At 65.9% G+C, this 18,503-nt stretch carries 15 protein-coding genes; 3 read left to right on the top strand and 12 right to left on the bottom strand.

Annotation, left to right across the window (positions count from 1 at the left end; genetic code table 11):
• Positions 1 to 5: 5 nt before the first annotated feature.
• Positions 6 to 1,196 carry a DegT/DnrJ/EryC1/StrS family aminotransferase gene (locus IPL75_17085; protein MBK9241911.1) on the bottom strand — a complete coding sequence of 397 codons (1,191 nt, stop codon included), beginning with the start codon at positions 1,194 to 1,196 and terminating at the stop codon, positions 6 to 8.
• 105 nt (positions 1,197 to 1,301) lie between these two features.
• On the opposite strand from IPL75_17085, the gene IPL75_17080 reads away from it, so the two are divergent.
• A complete protein-coding gene (locus tag IPL75_17080; GenBank protein MBK9241910.1) occupies positions 1,302 to 4,190 on the top strand; it encodes a glycosyl hydrolase in 2,889 nt (962 codons plus the stop codon).
• A gap of 10 nt (positions 4,191 to 4,200) precedes the next feature.
• Here IPL75_17080 and IPL75_17075 read toward each other — a convergent pair whose 3' ends face one another.
• The 5 genes from IPL75_17075 to IPL75_17055 form a co-directional block, all read right to left on the bottom strand.
• Positions 4,201 to 5,367, bottom strand: a complete 1,167-nt coding sequence (locus tag IPL75_17075; GenBank protein ID MBK9241909.1) for a DUF1343 domain-containing protein — start codon at positions 5,365 to 5,367, stop codon at positions 4,201 to 4,203.
• A 12-nt stretch (positions 5,368 to 5,379) separates the two neighbouring features.
• Complete coding sequence (locus IPL75_17070) at positions 5,380 to 5,916, bottom strand: hypothetical protein (protein ID MBK9241908.1); 537 nt, start codon at positions 5,914 to 5,916, stop codon at positions 5,380 to 5,382.
• Positions 5,916 to 8,123, bottom strand: coding sequence for a TonB-dependent receptor (locus tag IPL75_17065; GenBank protein MBK9241907.1), 2,208 nt, complete (start codon positions 8,121 to 8,123; stop codon positions 5,916 to 5,918). The genes IPL75_17070 and IPL75_17065 overlap by 1 nt, the downstream gene beginning before the upstream one ends.
• Positions 8,124 to 8,203: 80 nt before the next feature.
• A complete protein-coding gene (locus tag IPL75_17060) occupies positions 8,204 to 9,175 on the bottom strand; it encodes a M56 family metallopeptidase (protein MBK9241906.1) in 972 nt (323 codons plus the stop codon).
• Positions 9,172 to 9,576: a BlaI/MecI/CopY family transcriptional regulator gene (locus IPL75_17055; protein ID MBK9241905.1), complete on the bottom strand. Its 405-nt coding sequence runs from the start codon at positions 9,574 to 9,576 to the stop codon at positions 9,172 to 9,174. Before IPL75_17055 ends, IPL75_17060 begins: the two co-directional genes overlap by 4 nt.
• Positions 9,577 to 9,732: 156 nt before the next feature.
• On the opposite strand from IPL75_17055, the gene IPL75_17050 reads away from it, so the two are divergent.
• Positions 9,733 to 10,089, top strand: a complete 357-nt coding sequence (locus IPL75_17050; protein MBK9241904.1) for a cytochrome c — start codon at positions 9,733 to 9,735, stop codon at positions 10,087 to 10,089.
• A gap of 86 nt (positions 10,090 to 10,175) precedes the next feature.
• Here IPL75_17050 and IPL75_17045 read toward each other — a convergent pair whose 3' ends face one another.
• The 6 genes from IPL75_17045 to IPL75_17020 all read right to left on the bottom strand — a co-directional run bounded on the left by IPL75_17045 (position 10,176) and on the right by IPL75_17020 (position 17,354).
• Positions 10,176 to 11,537: a NapC/NirT family cytochrome c gene (locus tag IPL75_17045; protein ID MBK9241903.1), complete on the bottom strand. Its 1,362-nt coding sequence runs from the start codon at positions 11,535 to 11,537 to the stop codon at positions 10,176 to 10,178.
• 15 nt (positions 11,538 to 11,552) lie between these two features.
• Positions 11,553 to 12,401 carry a hypothetical protein gene (locus IPL75_17040; GenBank protein ID MBK9241902.1) on the bottom strand — a complete coding sequence of 283 codons (849 nt, stop codon included), beginning with the start codon at positions 12,399 to 12,401 and terminating at the stop codon, positions 11,553 to 11,555.
• Complete coding sequence (locus tag IPL75_17035; protein ID MBK9241901.1) at positions 12,398 to 13,708, bottom strand: cytochrome c3 family protein; 1,311 nt, start codon at positions 13,706 to 13,708, stop codon at positions 12,398 to 12,400. Before IPL75_17035 ends, IPL75_17040 begins: the two co-directional genes overlap by 4 nt.
• 140 nt (positions 13,709 to 13,848) lie before the next feature.
• Complete coding sequence (gene fdhD / locus IPL75_17030) at positions 13,849 to 14,706, bottom strand: formate dehydrogenase accessory sulfurtransferase FdhD (GenBank protein ID MBK9241900.1); 858 nt, start codon at positions 14,704 to 14,706, stop codon at positions 13,849 to 13,851.
• A complete protein-coding gene (locus IPL75_17025) occupies positions 14,682 to 16,064 on the bottom strand; it encodes a cardiolipin synthase B (GenBank protein ID MBK9241899.1) in 1,383 nt (460 codons plus the stop codon). The genes fdhD and IPL75_17025 overlap by 25 nt, the downstream gene beginning before the upstream one ends.
• A gap of 78 nt (positions 16,065 to 16,142) precedes the next feature.
• On the bottom strand, positions 16,143 to 17,354 hold the full coding sequence (locus IPL75_17020) for an MFS transporter (GenBank protein MBK9241898.1): 1,212 nt from the start codon (positions 17,352 to 17,354) through the stop codon (positions 16,143 to 16,145).
• Positions 17,355 to 17,437: 83 nt separating this feature from the next.
• Here IPL75_17020 and IPL75_17015 point away from each other — a divergent pair, with 83 nt between their 5' ends.
• Positions 17,438 to 18,484 carry a VanZ family protein gene (locus IPL75_17015; protein MBK9241897.1) on the top strand — a complete coding sequence of 349 codons (1,047 nt, stop codon included), beginning with the start codon at positions 17,438 to 17,440 and terminating at the stop codon, positions 18,482 to 18,484.
• Positions 18,485 to 18,503 lie beyond the last annotated feature (19 nt).

Raw genomic sequence — 18,503 nt, 5'->3', positions numbered from 1 at the left:
CGGTGTCACGAGAAGTGCATCAGCGTCTGTCGGACGGCAAAAATCACGTCATCGACGTCGGCGTCCGTCAGCTGGGGACCCAGCGGCAGCGAAATCGTCCGGTCGCTGAGCCATTCCGCATTCGCGAGCCTGCCGGTTCGCTCGCCGAACCGCTCCCGGTAGTACTGATGCAGGTGCAGCGCGCGGTAGTGGATGCCTGTTCCGATGAACTGCTTGTGGAGGGCGGTCTGCACCTCGTCACGCGTGGCCCGAAGCCTGTCGATGTCCAGGATCAGCGTATAGAGATGGCGCGCATGACGGGTGCCCGCAGCGGCCGGCGCCGGCAGGAATGCCGGGAGATCCGCGAATGCCTGGTCATACCGCACCCAGATGGCCTCGCGACGAACCAGGTTCGCTTCCACACGCGCGAGCTGGGGCAGGCCGATCGCGGCCTGCAGGTCCATCATGTTGTATTTGAAACCGGCTTCCACCACGTCGTAGTGCTTGAAGCCCGCATCAGAGAACCGCTTCCAGGCATCCGCGCTGAGGCCATGCAGGGCCAGGCGCTGGACCCGCGCCGCCCATTCAGCATTTGCAGTCACGATCATGCCGCCTTCGCCGGTGACGACGTTTTTGGTGGCGTAGAAGCTGAAGGCGCCGAAGTCCCCGAAGGTTCCGGCATGCCGGCCACGCACCAGGGTCTCGACGGCATGTGCGCAGTCTTCGACAAGCCGAATTCCGTGATCCGCCGCCAATGCCATCAGCGCGTCCAGATCGGAGGCGCGCCCCGCAAAGTGCACGGGCAGAATCGCCCGGGTGCGTGACGTAATTTTTGTCGCGGCGTCGGCGGGGTCCAGACACATCGTCGCGCGATCCACGTCGGCGAAGACCGGTGTGCCTCCGGCGTGGATCACGACGTTGGCGGTGGACGCGAATGTCATGGCGGGCACGATCACCTCGTCACCGGGTCCGATGCCGAGAGCCACGAAGGCCAGATGCAGTGCCGCAGTACAGGAGTTCACGGCCACTGCGTGCGGCGTGCCGATGTACGCGGCAAAGGCCTGTTCAAATTCTTTGGCACGCGGCCCTGTGCCGATCCAGCTGGACCGCATCGCCGCGACCACGCCTTCAATTTCGGGCTCGAGCAGTTGGGGGCTACCGAAGGTCAGATAGCGGTCACGGACCGGTGCATCGACATTCCAGGCGCGGTTCGGCATCGTCCACACTCTAGCGCGACCACGACCTCCGGATGTGTCAGAATCTGCGGTGCGGATGCTGCCAGTTGGGCTGGCGGCGCCTGCACATCTGCGGGGAGATTTTTCATGAAACAACGACTGACATTCGTCCTGGCCTGCGCCGCGCTGTTTGCGGCGGCCGTCACGCCCTCCGGGCAGGCCCCCACTAACGACCGGCTGAACGCCGCGGCGTTCCAGGGCCTCGAATGGCGCGCCATGGGCCCGTCGCTTGTGACCGGCCGTATCGCAGACTTCGACGTGGACCCGAAGAACCCGAACGTGTACTACGTGGCCACGGCGGCGGGCGGCGTGTGGAAGAGCGTCAACCGCGGCATCACCTGGGTGTCCACGTTTGATCAGGGCGGGTCGTTCAACCTGTGCTGCATCAAGGTCGATCCCAAAGACTCCAATATCGTCTGGCTCGGCACGGGCGAAAACTCGAACCCGCGCAGTTCGATGATTGGTGACGGTCTCTACAAGTCCACCGACGCGGGCATGACGTGGACACGCGTGGCGCTGGCGAAGTCCGAGCACATCGGGAACATCCAGATCGACCCGCGCGACTCCAACGTCGTGTACGTCTCCGCGCAGGGCCCGCTGTGGTCCGCCGGCGGCGAGCGCGGCCTCTACAAGACCACCGACGGCGGCAAAACCTGGAAGGAAATTCTGACGGTCAGCCCGGACACCGGCGCCAACGAAGTGGTGATTGACCCGGCCAGCCCGAACACGCTCTATGTGGCGATGTGGCAGCGGCGGCGCGCGGTCGGGCAGTTTGTGGGCGGCGGGCCGGAGAGCGGCATCTACAAGTCCACCAACGCCGGCCAGACGTGGACCAAGCTGGCCAACGGCCTGCCGAAGATGGACATGGGCCGCATCAACCTGGCGGTGGACGCGAAGGTGCGTCCCACGCGCGTGTACGCGATGATCGACGCCCTTCAGGAGGAACGGGGGTTCTATCGGTCCGACGACCAGGGCGCCACCTGGGCCCGTGTGGGCAAGCGCGCTCCCGGCGGCGGGCGTGGCGGTGGTCCTGCAGACGACGGCGAGGTCGCGCAGACCGAGGCAGAGGAAGCCGGGCAGGAAGGCGCGCCGCAGGGGGCTGGTGACAACTGGTACATGAACGCGGACCCGGGTTACTACAACGAGTTTTTCGTGGACCCGATTCGTCCCGACACGCTCTACGCGATGAGCACCAACCTCGAGCGCAGCACGGACGGCGGCCGTACGTGGGGCTCGATGCCGACGCAGGGCGTGCATGTCGATCACCACGTGATCTGGCCCAACCCGACTGACCGCAACCACTTCGTGCTCGGCAACGACGGCGGCCTCTACGAGTCCTACGACGAGGGCCGTACCTGGCGTCACTTCACGAACCTGCCGATTTCGCAGTTCTACCGCGTGTCGGTGGACTACATGAAGCCGTTTTACAACGTCTGCGGCGGCACACAGGACAACGGCTCGTTCTGCAGCCCGCACCGCACCCAGAACTCGGCGGGCATCCGTACGAGCGACGTCTACATCACGGGCGGCGGCGACGGCTTCACCACCCGCAGCGACCCTGAGGATCCGTACTTCACGTATGCCACGTCGCAGAACGGCGCGGTCACCCGCCTCGACCTGCGCACCGGGCAGTCGCAGTCGATTCGCCCGAACGCGAACAACACGCGCAACCTCGACGGCAGCGAGATTGGCCCGGCCACCGGCGGACGCGGAGGCGGTATGCCGAGCGAGCGCCCCAACTGGGACGCCCCGTACATCGTGAGCCCGCACAACCCGAAGAGCCTGCTGTGGGCGTCGAACTTCCTGTATCGCACAGAAGACCGCGGCGACAGCTGGACGCGCATCAGCCCGGACCTGACCCGACAGCTCGACGCCCGCGAAGTGCCCATCATGGGCAAGCAGTGGGATGCGGCCAAAACCGTCGGCTTCAACCGCGCGACCACCGCGCTCAGCAACATCGTGTCGGTGGACGAATCGCCCTTGCTCGCCGGCCTCATCTACGCCGGCACCGACGACGGGTTGTTGCAGGTGACAGAAGATGGCGGCCGCACCTGGCGCAAGACCGAAGACTTCCCGGGCGTGCCGAAGTTCACGTACGTGTCGGACGTGATGGCGTCGCCGCGTGATGTGAACGTGGTGTTTGTCACCCTCAATGACTGGCAGCGCGGCAACTACAAGCCGTATGTGGCGCGCAGCAACGACCGCGGCCGCACCTTTACGTCCATTGCGAGCAACCTGCCCGACAGGCATCCGACGTGGGCGATTATCCAGGATCACGTCAACAGCAACCTGCTGTTTGTCGGGACCGAGTACGGTCTGTTCGTCACGGTGGACGGTGGCTCACACTGGGTGCAGCTCAAGGGCGGCCTGCCGACGGTGCAGGTGCGTGATCTCGACGTCCAGACGCGTGAGAACGATCTGGTGCTGGGCACGTTCGGCCGGAGCTTCTACGTGCTCGACGACTACAGCGCGTTGCGCGGCGTGTCGGCCCAGAGTTTTGCGCAGGAAGCGCAACTGCTGCCGTTGCGGCACGCGTATCAGTTCCCGATGAAGAACCAGATTCGCGCGGCCCAGAGCGATTGGCGGGCGCCGAACCCGCCCTACGGCGCGATTCTCACCTACTACCTCCGTGACGCGGCAGCCGCGGGCACCCAGTGGGCGATTGCCATTACGGATGCCGCCGGCCGCGAAGTGCGCCGCATCGATCTGACCGGAGAGGCCGGCGTCAAACGTGTGGTGTGGAACCTGGCCGGCGCGCCTCCCGCGCCCGCGGCGGCGCCCGCAGGCGCACCCGCAGGCGCCCGCGGTGGTCGGGGCGGTGGCGGTGGGTTTGGTGGCCGCGGCGGCGGTGGCGGCTCGGCCGTCGAGCAGGGCCGCTACACGGCGACCATCGGCAAGGTCGCCAACGGTACCTTCACGGCGGTCGGGGCGGGACAAAGCTTTTCGGTGGTGCCGCTTCCCGAGGGGAATCGGTAGTTCGCCGCGACTAGGGATACAACAGGAAGCGCTCTCGAAGATTCATGAACTCAGCGACCTCGTCTGCCCACGGGTGGACGAGGTCGTTCGTTGTACGGCCCGCTTCCAGTCCTTCGCGCAGCCCCGCGGACCCGTAGAGAATGTCGATCGGCGGGATGGTGTATTCGTACTCGTAGGGCGGTTCGCGCCAGGCGAATTGATCCGGCCCGGCATCGCGGAACGCTTCGATCAAGGCCACGCCCGTTTCCACCGCCCGGAAGGTCGCACGATCCGTCACATGGATCTGGCAGCCTCCGCACAAGACCTTCGCATGTTTGTGGAACGCCGGTTCGAAGGCGTGCGGACGGAACGTGACGCCAGGCAATCCCCGTGCATTGAGCGCCTCGCAGAATGGTTCAGGCGCCACCCACGGCGCACCACACAGTTCAAACGGCTTCGTGGTGCCGCGCCCTTCCGACACGTTGGTGCCCTCAAACAGCACCGTTCCCGGATAGACGATGGCGGTGTCGAGCGTGGGGATGTTGGGGGAAGGCAACACCCAGGGCAGGCCCGTCGAGTCGAAGTACTGCGCACGCGACCAGCCCTGCATCGCCACGACTTCGAGCTTGGCGCCGATCGAAAAATGGTCGTTGAACAAGCGGGCCAGCTCGCCAATCGTCATGCCGTGGCGCATCGGGATCGGATACTGCCCGACAAACGATTCAAACCCCGGCATCAACATCGGTCCCTCGATTTGTGTGCCACCGATGGGATTGGGCCGGTCGCACACCACGACCGGCACTCCGTGCCGGGCCGCGGCGGTCAGGCAGTTGGCCATGGTGTAGATGTAGGTGTAGATGCGCGTGCCGACATCCTGGAGATCGATGACCAGCGCGTCCAGACCGGCGAGCATGTCGGCCGTGGGGGTGCGGGTCTCGCTGTACAGCGAATAGACCCTCACGCCACGCGTGGGGTCGTCGCCATGCGGCGATTCGATCATGTTCTCCTGGAGGTCTGAGCGGAAACCGTGCTGCGGACCGAACACCGCGCCCACGCGGACGCCCGCACCTTCCGCGCGGCTGATGACGTGCTGCAGCCTGGCATCGATCGAAGCCGGATTGCAGACGAGTCCGATCGTCCTGCCCCGCAGGAGCGACCGGTCAAAGAGGGTATCGGAACCGAGAATCACCGTGGCCATGTCCGTCGGCCATTATGGCCGATTCGGCCGCAGGCGCTCTGCCAGCGCCACCATCACGAGCGCATCGCCGCTGGTATTCATGCGCAGCCGCGCGGCTGCCGGCTGGCCTCGCAGGTCAACGACGACATCGCGCTCCACACGGGACACGGCCGCAATGGTGTGCCACGGCCAGACCTTCACGGCCCCTGCGGCCCCGGGAGCAAAGACAAGAGCGGCATTGGTGGCGAACACCTTGCCCGAGGCGTCCACTGGGTCAATCAGGCTTCCGGGCGCCAGAAAGTGACAGGTGGCCTGGCCAATCACGCGATGCTGGGTGGCGACCACCGGCAATGCCGGCAGGAGGCGGAGTGCGTGCACACGTTCAAGGCCCTCAATCATCTCCAACTGGTCTTCGGCGATATCGGGAGCCTCGTCTGGGTCGCACATCGCGATGCGCAGCGCTTCGATGCGAACGGCGTCTGGCGATTCGGCGAGGGCGTTGGCCTCGCGCCACCACGCCGCACTGTCAGGTTGTGGAGGCGCTGCGCGCCCGAACAGCCGGCGGAACATCAGTACCCGATGACGATTGTCGCCGAGACGCTCCGGCCGGGTGCGAAGACCCATCGCGGATCGGGGCTGGCGAAGTACGACCTGTTGAGCAGGTTCCTGCCGTTGGCGCGCACTTCGAGGTGCGGCGACAGCGTCCAACTCGCGCCCGCATCGAGGAGCGTGTAACCAGGCGCACGGACTTCGCTCACCCCGGGCCGCTCGTCGTCGCTGAAGGCGGCCACTCGAATGTGGGCGGAGCCCTTGTCCAACACACGCTTGCGCAGAACGACCGCCGCCATGTTCGGCGCCACGTCATCGAGCCACAGCGTGTTGCTCGCTTCTTCCAGCGCTCGTCCGCGCGCGGTCTGACCACTCAGTTCAAGGGTGACGCCACGACCGAGGTCGGCCTGCGCCTCAACCTCGACACCGCGGTACTGGGCCTTGCCGCGATTGCGGAAGAAGAAGAAGTCAGTGGCCGTCGTGTAGCGCTCAACCAAATCGGTAATCCGGTATTGATACACGTAGGCGGCCAGGCGAAGGCGGCCGGTCGTGTACCTGGCGCCGAAGTCCAGTTGCACGCTGGTTTCCGGGGCGAGGTCCGGGTTGCCGGTAATGAAGCCGCGTCCTGACGGACCCCGATAGAAGCGGTCCGACAATGTGGGGTCGCGGAAGCCACGCGAAATCTGCGCGGTGAAAGACAGCCCCTCAAACGGTCCGAGCGTGATCGCGCCGAATCCCGACATGGCCTGGTGTGAGATCGAAGTGTCACCAAAGTAGCCGCCGGTGTTCTTCGACGACACAAAGTCCACGCGCGCGCCTCCGGTGGCCCGGAGCCGAGCGGCCAGCGAGACGTCGGCCTGAACGAAGAGCCCGGTGTCGATGCGCCGCGCTGACTCGGTCGAGAGATTGTCCGTGCGCGATATTTCGCCGCCCGCGAGGTTGAAGTTGATCTGGACGTCGTGCGCTTCCAGGCCGGTGCGGCCATTGATGTCGGCGCCGAACTCGAGGCGGGCGCGGCTCAGGAATTTCTCGGCGATCGCCCGCAGGGAAAAATCCTTCGACTTGATGTCGGCACGTTCGATCCGGCGCGTCACGGTTGGCGTTGGATTCCGATCCTGGTCGGTGCGCTGCGCGACAGTGCCGAAAAAGCCCTGCACCCGGACGAGGTCGAGCCCGGCCACGCCCGCGATTTCGTAAGACGCCGTCGCACGGTGAGAATTTTCGAAGGGGTAGTAGAACCGCGTGGCCGCCGAGTTGTTGCGGGGGCGCTCGATGTTACGGCCGAAGTCACTCTGCCAGCCGAGCGACAACAGGCCGTGGCCCACCTGCTGATCCACCCGCGCCAGAACCCCCCGATCTTCGTAGCCGGAATTGAGGACGGCGGCGGTGGGCCCGTCGTAGTCCTCCACCTTCCGTGCGTGCGCCTGCAGGATGAACGCGCCCGTCGCGTAGCCCTTTTGAATTTCGACACCGCCACGGCGATCGGGCACGCCCGTGCCAAACGTTCCGGTCAGTCTGCCGCGCCAAGGGCCGCCAATGGTCGGTCGAGGGGTCTGCACCGAGATGACGCCGCCGAAGGCATCCGAACCGTACGCCACTGACCCGGGGCCGCGAGCCACATCGACTGAACTGATGCCAAACGGATCCAGGAACGTGGCGCTCGGGCCCACGCGGCGCTCGGAGGTGACCCTGGCGCCGTCGATCAGGATGAGTGTGCGCCCGCGCGCCAGTCCGCGCACGGCCGGCACGCCGGCCTGTCCTTCAGAGACCTGATTCACGCCTGGCACGTTCTCGAGCGCCTGCGTGAGGTTGCCCGGCTGGCGCAGCGCCACGTCGCGTCCGGAGAGCAGCGTCATGCCGGCGCCAGGCGCCGCATCAATACTCGGCGCCAGGCCGGCGGTCACGGTGACTTCTTCATTCACCACGGGCTCAATCAGGATCGTGAGCACCGCCGCCGCATCAAGGCTCGTCACGCGGGCCGGACGCGTCAACGTGCCGTTCGGCATGAGCACCAGCAGCTCGAACGGCGCGACAGGATCGGGCTTCCAGGAAAATCGCCCGTCGCCGTCCGTCTTCACGGATCCGGTCAGGCCCACAATCATCACTTCGGCGCCGGCCACCGGCGTGCCGGTCCGTTTGTCCACAAGGCGTCCCTCGAGGGCGAACGCACTGGAGACGATGGTCAAAAGGGCGACGGCGACGACCGCCATAACCCTGAAGATACGCATGTCACAACAATAGTGCCGCACCGGGCGCTACTACCAGAAGCAGTTTCGGAACTGGGGAACTGGGGAACTGGGGAACTGAACTACGGAAGAATCGCGATCACCACTTCCATCAGGTCGTGAATGTCCTGTTGGAAGGCGAGAGCGATCGTGACCATCGCCGCAGTGAGGCCAAGGCCCAGGCCGCGGCTCGCGCGGCCCGCAGCAGCCGGAGCCGCGTCAATCAGCCGCCGGACACGGCCCTCGACGCTCTCACCGCGATACAGTGCGCTTGCGGGTAGTTGTGCGCCGTGGAAGGCTCCGGAAGGCTGCTGGGCGGCCCGTGGAGCGAGGCGAGCCACACGAAGCAGCGCGCTCGCCAGGTGGACCCGGGCATTCTCTCCGCGCTCGGCAGCCACATCGTCGGCCGCTTCTTCGGTTGCCACGCGCCAGTCGTCACGCAACCGGATACCTGCCGGGGTGTGCGACAGCGGATCGGGCGCTGCCGCAAAGAGGGCGCGGCGCAGGTTGTCCCAACGGCGCAGGTGCCCTTGTTCGTGTGCGAGGATGGCCGCGAGTTCGTCCTCACTACACCCATCGAGCACGGTGCCGTCCACAACGAGTATGGGGCGGAAGATGCCGACGACTGCCACCACCGGGAAGCCGGAATCAATGCGGAAAGCCGGCACCGTCACACCAGGCAGCGAGAGCGCGGTGGCGTCTGCGAGCCAGGATGACAGGAGTCGGCGCGTCTCGAGCCGCATGCGCCACAGTCGGGTCAGGAATACCGACATGAGCCAGGCGCCGGTGGCCGCACTCGCGAGGACCGTCCAGCCGAGGACCTCGTCCACATCACGCGATTCAAAACGCCACAGGCCGATGAGCGCAAACAGGCCCGCGAGCGCGGCTGCGCCTGAAGGAATGAGGCGCAGCCGCAGCAGGGCGTCCGCGCGAACCGCCGCAGACCCGGCCGGCGTCCTCCGCCACCACGTGACGGCGATGACCACCGATGTCACGAGGGCGGCCACACCGAACGCGGCGAGCGCCAGCACGAGGCATCGCACAAGAAATGTCATTCAGCGTTCTCGCGATGCGCGCGGCGCGCGCGAACCAATGTCTCCAACTCACTGAGCAACGCCTCGTCGTGGTCGCCGAGCGCCTCGACAAAGCACGACAGGACCGGCGTGGCCGATGGTCCACCACGTTCAACGGCCGCCAGCAGGGCCTGTGTGGCCCGGCGTGAGTCGAACGCGGCCCGGCCGTGTACCGGCTCGTAGACGAAGGCGCGACCTTCTTTGGTGCGCGCGAGCACCCGCTTGCGGTGCAGGCGGTCCAGGGTGGTCATGAGCGTGGTGTACGCGATGTCGGAAAACTCAGGCTGGAGGTCGCGCACGGTGGCGGCGGCGCCCCGGGCCCACAGGGCGTCGAGCACACGCCATTCCAACGGCCCCAGCAGGGTGGAGGTCTTGTTAACCATTGGTGCGGAATACTTCCCAACCCACGGAGGAAGTTTACAGCAGCGGCGAAATGGGAGAAATGTCAGAAGTGCCGAAATGCCGCCCGTCGATGACACGCTGGGGCGGCAGCGCGTTGGCACGGTTGGTGCAATAATTCCAGGTATAGGGAGCGTGTTATGAAGAAGTTCGTAGCTGGATTGACGGGAATGTTACTGGTCTCGGGTATGTCATTGGCGGCAGCCGGAACACCTGGCGGGCAGGACGCGGCCAAAATTGAGGCGGGCAAGAAGGTGTACGACGCCAACAAGTGCATGACCTGCCACGCGATCGACGGCAAGGGGATGAAGAAGTATCCGCTGGATGGCGTTGGCACGAAGCTCACGGCCGACGACATCAAGAAGTGGATCGTCACCCCGGCAGAGATGGAAGCCAAACAGGCCGTCAAGCAGCCGCTCAAGATGAAGGCGTTCAAGCTGGCGCCCGCAGATCTGGACGCGCTCGTCGCCTACATGGGATCGCTCAAGAAGAAGTGAGCGAAGCGTTCACGCCGGATTACAGGAGGTGCGGGGGTGCGCCTCAGTGCCTCCTGTGATACGGCGGCATTGTCCCATTCTGGAAATTATCTAATCTCGTGGCAGAGGTCGCATGACTGGCTGATCACGCGGCCGTCGGCGGCTTTGTGGTTGTCGTCATGGCACCTGAAACACCCGGGGAAGTCCATGTGGCCGATGTTGTTGGAGTACTTGCCGAAGCCCACCTTCATAGTCGGGAACACGTTGCGCCGATAGAGTTCCTGCGTCGCGTTGACCACCCGCTCCACATCCTGCCTGCGCCCCATGTAGGCGGCTGAAACCTCCGTCCGATAGAAGCCGCGCAGTGCGACGGCGATGGCGTCCAGGGCGGCTTCCTTTGAATCGTAGGTCGCTGTGAGCGCCGCCACCGACTCGCGACGCGCAAACGGCAGGTCCAGCGGCATTTCTCCCGCCGAGAGGGCCGCGTCGACCGCACGTTCAGGCGTGTTCGCGAAGGGGTGGCCCGCGCGGTTGTGGCAGTCCACACAGTCAAACCGCCGACGTTCCCCGGCGGCCAGCGCATCGGCGGGCGTGCCTTCCGCGACGTACTCGCGTACCGTGCCATCCTTGTAGCTCACGCGCACCCAGGGAATCACGTCACGTTTTTCATCCGTCGCGATGTATTCGATCGTGCTCGACGCGCTGGTGTGCCAGTGAATGCCCGTCGCCTTGCGCAACTGGTCGCTGCCGCCACCGACATGCAGCTGCAGTGTGGTTTCGCTCATGGTATTCGCTTCGTCGCTGGCATACTCCCGGCGCGTCACCACTTTGTCGCCGTGGAATTTTTCCGGCCAGTGGCACGCCTCACACGTTTCGCGCGCCGGGCGCAGGTTGCGCACCGGTTGCGGGATGGGCCTCGAGAACGTGTTGAGCGTCACCGCCACGATCTGGCGCGTGCCCGACAACTTCGACTGCACGAACCAGGACGCGCCAGGCCCGATGTGGCACTGCACGCATCCCACACGCGCATGGGCGCTGTTCTGGAAGGCCACATGCTGCGGCTCCATCACTTCGTGGCAGACCGTGCCGCAGAACTCGGTCGAGTCCATGTAGTGCAATCCGGAATACGCCGCGAGCGACACGATCACCACGTTCATGAGGGTGAGCACCATCACGATGGCGGTCACTTTCCGGTGCCGTGGAGAGTTGAGGTTGAGCGTCGGCCACATCAACTCGCCTTTGCCGGCAGCCACCCGTCGATGCTGCCGCCACACGCCGATCGGAATCAGCACGAGTCCCGCGATGAACGCCATCGGCAGGATGATGACGAACACCATTCCCATGTAGGGGTTGGAGTGCCAGCCCACCGAATCGGCGACGAAAAAAATCAGAAACAGCGTGGCGCTGAACAGCGCCAGCAGCGCGCCCGAGTAGGAAATGGGGTGACGGAGAAATGGAAGTTTTTTCATGGAAAGGGTTGTGTCTTACGTCAGCACAGCATACAGAATCAGGCCCACCAGCAGCAGGCCAACCGTCACAGCAACGGCGCCAATGACGGTGCCCAGGCGCACCAGCCAGTCGGGAGGTGGATCCGTACGAATCCGTTCGAATCCCCCTTCGCGGATCAGGCGCGCGTATTCATCGGGGCGTTCCTCCTGCAGTTCGGCTTCCGACACCCGGCCGGTGAAGATGACCCGGTCCATCGGGAACTTTTCCGGGCGCAGGTGGCCGTTGAAGAAGTGCATCGTGAAGATGAAGCCCACCGCCAGCAGGGCTTCCTCGCCGTGGATCAGGAGCGCCACGTTGAAGATCCATCCTGGCATGAACTGCGAGAAGAAGATCGGAAACCACAGGACCAATCCCGACGCACCGATGATGCCCATCCCCCAGAAGACTGCCCAATAGTCGAACTTCTCCCAGTAGGTATACCGGTCGAAGCGTGGTCGTGGACCGCGTCCCACAAACCACCGCATGTGGCCGATCAGGTCGGTGAGGTCCCGTGGCTGCGGCACCATTGAGTACGGCCCCCACAACACACCCCAGTCCTTCCGCCCGACGATGCGGCGAAACAGGCGTGTCAGGTGGACGGCAAACACGATGATGAGCAGCGTGGCGCAGACACGGTGCAGCCAGCCGGCGATTTCAAAGGAGCCAAGCAGTGCGGCCATCCGGCTCGCCCACGGGGCATCGCTGAAGACCAGTGGCAGGCCGGTGGCGGCCAGTCCGAGAAAACTCAGCATCAGCAGGCCATGCAGCACACGGTCGTGCGCATCAAACCGGCGGACGAAGCGGTGATGGGCCCCGGGCGTGGGAACGTCGGCAGGAGTGGTCATTCAGGCGCGGTCTCCTCGGGCGGGGCCGGCCGCGATCGGCGCCGGCGCTCGGCCATGCTGCGCGGCAGCCAGAGCACGGCGTGCAGGCCGAAGAACCCGAACACGCCGATGAGCAGCCAGTGCATGAACCGCGATGCGTAGTACAGTTCCGGGTTTCGGGCAGGGTCGTCCTTGTCGGCGTGCGGATCGTATTCGGCGAAGCTCGCGGTGGCGCCGGCGTGACACGTCTGGCACGTGGACAGCACGCGGCCAGGGGCGACCATCGAGCGCGCATCAGACTTCGGATGCACTTCGTGCGCGCCGTGGCAATCCGAGCACTTGGCCACGCGCACAAAGCCCAGTGACGTCACCTGGCCGTGGAACGTGTCCCTGTAAGTCCTGATCTTGTCGAGATGGCAGGTGCCGCACTCTTTGATCGTGTCGAGCTTCCAGGATCCGGCATCGATGCGCTGAATGGCGTGGGCCGAGTGGCAGTCCGTGCACACCGGCGCCGTCGTCTTGCCGGCGGCGAGCGCGGTGCCGTGTGACCCGCGCTCAAACTGCGCCTGAATGCCACCGTGGCACGCGGCGCAGACTTGCGGGATGTTCGCGCGGAACACCTTGCTCGCCGGATCGCTCTTGGGCAGGATGTCGTGGGCGCCGTGGCACGAGGTGCAGTTCGCCGACACCAGCAGGCCGCTGCGGCTGATCGCCCGCCCGTGAATGCTGTCCTTGAACAGATCGCCGACGTTGCCAATCGCAATGTGCCCTTTGGCGATGATGGCGGGGTTACCGTGGCAGGCGCTGCACGTGGCCGGCAGGTTCAGCGGGTAGGTGCGTGACTCCGGGTCGCTGGCCGCGCGAATGTCGTGTGAGGTGTGGCAGTCCACGCACGTGGCGGCCGACGTATTGGCGCCCTGCCGCCGGGCGGTGGAGTGGATGCTGGCCGTGAACTTCACAACGGCGTCTTCGTGGCAGGTGGCGCAGCTGACCTTGGCCAGGGTGGCGGCATGCGGCAATTCCGTGCTCGCCAAATCCGTATGGCACGCGGTGCAGGTCAGGCCCAGCGCCCCGTGAATCGACCCACCAAATCGCGACGCATCCACGGCGATTGACCGGCCATTCTCCGCCTTGGCGTCCGCCTCGCCATGGCACAACAGACAGTCGTCGTTCGACGGTGCCTGAACGGCTGCCGCAGCCGGTGCCTGCATTGCCGCCAGGTTCGCCGCCCTGGGAGGTGAGGGCGGGCGAGAGGCTGCCATCGGCACCATGCCGAGGGCCGCCAGCCAGGTCAGCAAGCCAATAAAGGGGAGCGCACGGGTCGTCATGGATGCATCGCTGTTCGTTGACTCTGCAGGATCCTTGCCGCAATTGCCCCAGAGACCGGCACTGGGTAAATCCCTAAACCACGCCCTCGTCCCGGGTTCAATTTCGCGAGGTCACCGCAGCACTGGGGAAAAATCCCCTCTCATGATACCCGTTGGCCGTGTGTGTACACGTTGAATCGCCCGTCGCGGACGAATCCGAGGACGGTGATGCCGCACGCACGCGCCGCGTCCACCGCCAGGTCCGTTGGCGCCCCGACGGCCACGATCATCGGCAGCCCCGCCATGGCGGCCTTTTGGACGATTTCGTACGCCACCCGGCCGCTCACGGCGAGGATCAGGTCGCGGGCCGGCAGACCGTCACGGCGAAGCAGCGCGCCCACCACTTTGTCCACCGCGTTGTGGCGGCCCACATCCTCGCGCACGTCCACCAAAGCGCCATCGGCGGTGAAGACGGCGGCCGCATGCAGCCCACCCGTCTGGGCGAACGCGTGTTGGGCCTCGCGAAGCCGGCCGGGCAATGACACAAGGAGATCGGCGCTGAGGCGCGGCGTCTCTGCTGCCAGTGGCGCGCCCAGGCGGTCGATCTGTCGCATCGACAGCCGGCCGCACAGCCCACACGCGCTGGTCGCCGTGCCTACGCGATCACTGATGGCATTGACGTCCGCCCCGGGGCCCACCCAGACGTGAATCACGTCCGTCCGATCAGCGGCGCCACTCTCGCGCGCGTCATCGTCGTGCACCTCGATCGCCACGAGGTCGCCGGCACGTGCGACGACGCCTTCGGCCGCGAGCACGCCCGCCGCCAGATCCTCGTCATGCCCCGGTGTGCGCATGAGGAGGCCTAGGTCGCGTTCGATGCCGGTGTGCGCGTGCAGGCGTAACGCAATCGGCGCTTCCACCGCCACCAGATCCTGATCGTGCGTCAGCCGGCCCGCGCCGTACCGCGTCACGGCGCGAATGGCCACCGGTCGCGTCACTGGCGCCTCCACGCGAGCCACGCGTGCCAGGCTTCCACGAACAGACTGGCCGCGGCCCAGGCCACCACGGCGGCCACGGGCCAGGCCACGATCCACGGCTGCCAGACCGAGAGCGCAGCCACAATCATCCCGGTCAGTCCCATTACCACCAGCGGCGTCACTTCAAAATCCTCGAGCGGCCGGCTTGCGGTCAGCGCGGCGCCGACACTGCGCGCCACGCCCGTGACTTCGCGGACCGCGCGCCGTGCCGACCGTCTGGCCCTTCCGGTCCTGCGGCTCGGTCCTGATGCCAGCAGCCGGCCCCGTTCCGAGAGGGTGATCTCGGTGGCGTGGGCCATGTCCTCCTCAAACTGCGCCTCCATCGTGCTCGCCACGCCCTCGTCGTCTATCGCCACGTCGAGTTCCCAGTTGCCGAGCCAGCTGTTGATATTCAGGTTCGTGGAGCCCACACGACTCCAGCGCGAGTCGGCGACGGCGGTCTTCGCGTGCATCATCGACCCTGTCCACTCAAACACCCGGACGCCGGCGCTGAGGAGCGATCGGTACAGACTGCGGGATACGGGTACGGTCCATCCCACATCGCTGCCCTGCGGCAGCAGCAGGCGGACGTCCACGCCATCGCGCGAGGCCCGGCTCAACGCGTCGGCGTACGGGCCATGCCCGATGAAATAGGCGTCGGCAATCCAGAGGCGTCGTCGGGCCATGGCGGCCACGAGGAGGTCCATCTGGAACATACTGGCCGTGAACGGCGCGGTGGGAATCAACCGCACGCTCACGTCGCCCTCAATGGGCGGGGCCTCTGCACGCACGGGGGTGTCGCTCTCGCGGTCATCTGCGGCGGCGGCCCAACTGTCGGCAAAGGATCGTTCGGCATCTCCCACCACCGGACCGCGCAGCTGCACGGCGGTATCGCGCCAGGGGGCTGCCCGGCGGGTGCCTTCCCAGGCCTGCCCGATGCACAGACCGCCGATGAACGCCACGTCGGCGTCAACGATCAGGAGCTTGCGGTGGTTGCGCCTCACCCAGCCGAGCATGGCGGCGAATGTCGGAGGATTAAACACGCGCACGTCGGCACCGGCCTGTCGAAGGGGGTCGAACAGGCCGAGGGCCGGCCCGAATCCGCAACCGAACCAGTCATAGATCACCCGCACCGCCACACCCTCGCGCGCCTTTGCCGCCAGCAGATCGACAAAGCGACGTCCGACGGCATCCCGATGGAAGATGTACATCTCCAGGTGGATGGTTCGTCGAGCGTTGCGGATCGCCGCCTCCCACGCCGGATAGTTTTCGACGGCATCACGCAAGACACGCACGGAGTTGCCGGCCACAAGCGGCGCGCCGGCTGCGCGGCTGAATGCCTGGTCGGCCATCATCCTCATAGCCTGGCTGACGCCTGTGCTGTGCCGGGGACTGCGGGCGACCACAGGGGAAGGATATCCCGGGTGAAGAAAACGACCTCAGAGGTCGTTTTTCGGGCGATTGAGCGTCACGACAAGCAGGGCGGCTGCGACGAGGGCGGCGCCGGTGCTGAACGGAAACTGTGGCCCGGCGCGATCGAAGATAAAACCCGCCCAGACGGGACCCAAGACCTGTGCGAGCGCCGCCGCCGCCTGTGCAGCGCCCAGCATCACGCCCTGCTCAATGGCACCCGAGCGGTGTGAGACGAGCGCCGCCATCGTCGGGGTGCCGAGGCCAACGCCAACGGCGGTGACCGCGACCATCAGGTACAGCATCGACGGCGAGAACGCGACCGAGAGGCCGGCGAACCCAATGGCACTCAGCACCAGTCCCACCACAAGCGTGCCGTGATCGCCCCAACGCTGCACGGCCTGTCGGACGAGTCCGCCCTGAGCGACGACCATCATCACCCCGAGGAACGCGATGACGCGGTTGGCATCCGACTGGCTGAACGCCAGGACCGCGATCGCAAAAAACGCGAAGTGTGAACGCAGCGCCGCCATGGCGAAGCTTGCGAGAAACGTCGCGATCAGGAGCGGCCGAAGGGAGCTGCGGCCGAGCGCCTGCAGGAGCGGCGCAAACGGATTCAGTTGGTGTGTCGCCGCCGGCGCGGCCCGGGTACCAGGCGCCAGTGACTCCGGCAGCCGCCACCATGCGAGGATCGTGCTGGCCAGTGCCAGGCCTCCCGCCGTAAATGCCGGCACGTGCGGTCCGAACGCCGAGAGACCGATGCCCACGAGTGGGCCCACGATGAATCCGGTGCCGAGTGCCACACCCGAGAGCGCCAGCGCACGCGAACGTTGGCCGGCTTCCGTAATGTCGGCGATGTACGCCTGCGACATGCCGACGTTGGCGCCGGTCAGGCCATCAACGATCCGGCCGGCGAAGAGCACCCACAAGGCCGGAGCCCATCCGAATGCAAAATACGCGACGGCCGAACCCAGGAAACTGAGCAACAGCACGCCTCGCCGGCCATGACGGTCTGACCACGCGCCAAGCAGGGGCGTGGTCACAAACTGGGCGGCCGCATACGCCAGCGAGAGCCAGCCAATCGTCAGTGCGTCGGCACGAAACTCACGCACGATCAGGGGGATCACCGGCACCAGCAGGCCCAAACCCATCATGTCCAGAAAGACGATGACGAGGATCCAGCGCAGGGCACCGGGCGGCGCATCGGGACGGGACAGCGGGCGCCGCGCAGGCGAAGACATCCGGTCAAGTCTATGCGGTTGAATCTACAATCTGAAACCTGAGATCGGGAATCGCTTATCTGACTATCGGTAACCTGGAATCTGTGATTTATCGGCAATCGATGCTACTGGCGCTCATCGTCTCGCTCGCCTTGGTCCTGGCCGCGCCATTCATCGGCGAACTGCGCCGCTGGGTGGCGGCGACGCTGCCGGGGCAGTACGTGTGGATTGTGAACGGGGTGGTGGGGCTGTCGGTGGCCGCGCTGGCGGTGGCCGCGTTGATGCGCATTCGAGAGGGGCGCGTCTGGCGGTTTGCGCTCCTTGGCGTGGCGGCGCTGGTGGCGGTGGTGTTCGCGCGTCTGACCGGCAGCGCCAACCCTGCTGTGGCGGCCGTGGAGCACTTTCACTTCGTGCAGTACGGCGTCATCACCTGGCTCTTTTACCGTGCGTGGCGCGGGAAGGGTGACGCGACCAGCCTGGTGTGGCCGGCCTCGGCGGCGTTTGTGTTTGGCGTCGCTGAAGAGTGGTGGCAGTGGTTTCTCCCGGCGCGCGTCGGCGAGTGGCAGGACGTGATGCTCAATACGGTGGCGATCGCCTGTGGCGTGATGGCCAGCGTGGCGATGGCGCCCATGGAGCGGCCCACGGCGGGCCGCGTCCTGCGTGGCGATCGGGGCGCGCTGGCCGGTGTGCTGGTTGCGGCAGTCGCCGGGGCGGCGTTCGTCTGGACCGTGCATGTCGGCTTTGCGATTACTGACCCGGACGCCGGGATGTTCCGATCGCGATACTCCGCGGCGCAGTTGCACGAGCTCGCGACGGAACGCACGGCACGATGGGCGATCACGCCGCCGCTCGTGCGGCGAACCCTCGCGCGTGAAGATCAATACCGCTCAGAGGGTGAAGCCCACGTGCGTGCCAGAAACGACGCGTGGGAGGCGGGCGATGTGGCGACGGCCTGGGGCGAGAATCAGGTACTCGAGCGCTACTACGCGCCTGTGCTCGACACGCCGTCACACATCTCAAAGACCGGGCACCGCTGGCATCCCGATCATCGCGCGGACGCCGAGCGGCGGTTTCGCGCGCTCGGCGCACCGCCGCCATTCACCAGCACAGCGGCGGTGGACACCAAGTGGGTCCTGAAATCAGGGTCCTGAGTCCAGAGTCCAGAGTCCA

Source organism: Acidobacteriota bacterium (genome assembly GCA_016716905.1).
GTDB lineage: Bacteria > Acidobacteriota > Vicinamibacteria > Vicinamibacterales > SCN-69-37 > SYFT01.
The sequence above is the reverse complement of the archived record's forward strand: the minus strand, read 5'-3'. Positions and strand labels throughout refer to the sequence as shown.